This is a genomic window from Streptomyces sp. WM4235 (assembly GCF_001279725.1).
Taxonomy (GTDB): Bacteria; Actinomycetota; Actinomycetes; order Streptomycetales; family Streptomycetaceae; genus Streptomyces.
Map to the genome: position 1 here is coordinate 1 of NZ_LGDE01000129.1, position 3,020 is coordinate 3,020.

Annotated in this window: 2 protein-coding genes and 2 pseudogenes; 1 reads left to right on the forward strand and 3 read right to left on the reverse strand. The window is 67.1% G+C overall.

The window, feature by feature from the left end; all coding sequences use genetic code 11:
- The first annotated feature begins 590 nt into the window (after window positions 1-590).
- A complete protein-coding gene (locus ADK55_RS38520; protein WP_159041373.1) occupies window positions 591-764 on the forward strand; it encodes a hypothetical protein in 174 nt (57 codons plus the stop codon).
- 475 nt (window positions 765-1,239) lie between these two features.
- On the opposite strand, the pseudogene tpg reads toward ADK55_RS38520, so the two are convergent.
- From tpg to ADK55_RS12810, 3 genes and pseudogenes are all read right to left on the reverse strand, one after another.
- Window positions 1,240-1,574, reverse strand: a pseudogene (tpg, locus tag ADK55_RS39750) (telomere-protecting terminal protein Tpg); the annotation flags it as partial.
- Between the two features lie 99 nt (window positions 1,575-1,673).
- Window positions 1,674-2,369: an alpha/beta fold hydrolase gene (locus ADK55_RS12805; protein ID WP_234350020.1), complete on the reverse strand. Its 696-nt coding sequence runs from the start codon at window positions 2,367-2,369 to the stop codon at window positions 1,674-1,676.
- 348 nt (window positions 2,370-2,717) lie between these two features.
- Window positions 2,718-3,020, reverse strand: a pseudogene (locus ADK55_RS12810) (MFS transporter); the annotation flags it as partial.

Genomic DNA, 3,020 nt, shown 5'->3' on the forward strand with positions numbered 1-3,020 from the left:
ATGTCACCCTGGTGGCTGGCGTCGGTGACGTCGCTGGTGTCCGGGGGGGCCTGGAGGACGTCGACCAAGCGCACGGCCTCGTCGTCCACGGCGGTCAGCGGGCTCTTGAAGCGGTCGATGGGCGGGTGTGACTGAGTATTTGATTCGGCGAGATGAGCAGGGTACCGGTGCGGCAAGTGGGCGTCCGTACAGTCGGATTCCGGCTTCCGTGCCGGGACCGTACTGTGCGCCTCTGACAGTCGCACGTCAGCCGGTGGCGGCTCGTTGCTGTCAAGATTGCGCCGCTGGTCTTTCGGGCCGCGAGTTCCGGCCATTGGGCCTGCCCTGCTACTGAGCGCCAGCAAGCTGGGCGCGCCGGCAAATCCGCCGGACGACCTGACGAAGGACTGGTTTCCATGCGGAAAAAACATTGGGCGTCGATGACCGGCGCTGTGCTCTTCGCGGTTACGGCACTGAGCGGCTCGGCGACGGCGGCACCGGCAGGCGCGCCTTCCATGCCCTCCGGGTGCGGTGATGCGTTCTATTCGAGCCGTAGCGAGGGGCACGCCTGGATCCGGTACTGCGACAACAAGACGTGGGCGTGGGCCGACGTGACGGATGACAAGGCGGACGGCAGGTGTCCGAGGCTGACGGCCCAGCTGATCTCCGGCGGGCACGTGCACTCCGACGGAGTGGGCCCGAAGGGCTCGACCCAGTACCGGCAGGTCAGGGCTCCTGCCGACAACCCGATCTACGTGGCGGGGCTCAGCTGGGTCAGCTGCTGATTCCTTGAGCACGCCTCAACACCGCACCGGCTTGTACCAGGAGCATTCGAAATCGGTGGGCGAGGCCGTTCACCGTGCGCCTCCAGGGCGTACGGACCTCGTGGTGTCTTCCGTCGAGGACGCGAGCGTAACCACGCTCGCGTCCTCGACGTCCTCCAGGGGGGCCAGGGTGAGCTGATGGGCCGACGTGTCGTAGAACGGTGCGGGAAGTCCGGTTGGAAATGAAACGAAGGGCTTACCGTTGTCGTCGACTTCCTGCTCCCCCTTTTCCGCCCACAACCCCGTGGAGTGCTGCGGGCGGAAACATGACAGATTTCGGGTTGCCTCTTACCCTCCAGCCAGGTTGGCACCGGCACCAACGGGCGCACAACTGTCCACTCCGCGTCCGTCAGGACTCGCACGTTCCATCATCGGTTGAGACACAATACGCTCCGATAGCCAACTCACGCGCTCACTCGCCAACCGAAACGCTCAGTCACAGCGGGAATTCAGCGGTCACGCTTTCCGTTCCTATTTGGCAGTCCAGATCGAGGTAATCGATGTCGTTGATTTCCACGTCGACACTCCCATAGCGCGACCGCCGCCGTCCTGGAAATACACTTCTTTAAACCCTTCGGCGATGATTCGGCGCATGTCCTGGTCGCTGGCCCCCGAGTCACGTGCGTCGAACAGGCGCTGTGTGTACGTGGCGGGGAGGTGCACGGTGAGTCGCCGATACCGTCCGTCGTCGGTCGTGCCGACGGCGGCGGAGTACCCGAACGGGGCCGGGTACGGCTGCCGGCGGATCTCGCCGATGCCGCCGGTCTGAGCGCGGCGTACCCCGCCTCGCTCAGACCGCTTCGGGCGCGCGGGACCGGACATGACCCGAGCCGGCAGGCTGGGAATTGACGGGCAGGGCCGCAGCTCGGATCAGCTTGCGGAATCCTCTTCGGGCCGAAGCATCGCCGAGATTGCCGCGGCCACTCCCTCGGGATGCGACAGTGGCGAGAGGTGGCTGCTGGGGAGCTCGGTGATGACGGCTCCGGCACGTGTGGCGAACCATCGCTGCAGTTGCGGATCGAGGATCCGGTCGTGGGCGCTGAGCACGTAGCCGCAGGGGAGGTCGTGCCAGGCGCCCGCAGAGGCCGGGGCTGCCAGGCAGGCTCCATGGGTCGGCTTCTGCATGGCGGCCAGGCTCCGGGCAAGGCGGGGCGGCAGGTCGTGGGCGAGTGCGTCACCGAACAGTTCCGGGTCCACGTCCGACCAGCCGTCCGCAGCGAACCGCAAGGCCACGCGGCCTGGCATCTCGGCACCCTTGTCGCTCAGCATGCCGATGGTCTCCCCCTCGCCAGGCACGTAGCCGGCCACGAAGACCAAGGAGTTGACCTTGGGATGCTCAAGTGCCGCGCCGGAGATGACGGTGCCGCCGTAGGAGTGTCCGACGAGGGTGACCGGTCCTTCCAGCGCGTCGATGTGCCGACGGGTCCAGGCGATGTCGTCCGCGAGTGAGGTCATCGGCAACTGGACGGCCAGTGCTTGATGGCCCTGTTCGTGCAGGTGGCCTATGACCTCCTGCCAGATCGAGCCGTCACTCCAAGCACCGTGGACCAGCACTACGTTTCCCATTTCGCACTTCCTTTTGTCATGACTGCCGTGAGTGATTCCTGCCGGCCCGGCGGAAGTTTGGGTTCCTCCGACATGAGACCGGGACACGGCGCGATCACGTACGAGACGGTGGTGTTCTTTCAATTTCTCGACGTTGAACGGGTGAGGTGACGAAGACCGACTCACGGCGCAACGTGTGAGTACGCCAGACAACTTCGCGCAGCGCATCCGTGGCCTTTTCGCCGTGGCGTCAGCCCGTCGCCGGAGCCCGGCAGCTCGCGGGCGGCGACCGCGCCCTCGCCGTCCTGTCCCCCACCAGTTCCGGAGCCGTGGGCTGCGCCCTCGTTCCGGCCGGTCCCGGCGTTGGCGTCACGTCCGCGCAGGGGTGGATACCTTGCCTGCGGCCTCGGAGGTGCGGCCGGAGCCGGGTGCCGTACGGACCAGGAGCAGTACGGCCACGGCGCCGACAGCCGCGGCCAGGGCCGAGAGGAGGAAGACGCGGTCAAGACCAGCGGCGAAAGCCTGGTGGGCGAGGTCCGCCGCCGCCTCGCGGTGCCCGGCCGGTGCGGAGGCGATCACCTCGTTCGCCTGGCCCGAGGCCAGGGCGTCGGCGGCGTCGGCGGCGTGCGGCAGCTCCCCGTCTGTCAGCGTGGTGGGGGCATTGCCCGGGAA

Excerpts from the sequence above, each read along its gene's own strand:
- ADK55_RS12805 (WP_234350020.1), bottom strand. The coding sequence starts at position 2,369 with ATGGGAAACGTAGTGCTGGTCCACGGTGCTTGGAGTGACGGCTCGATC.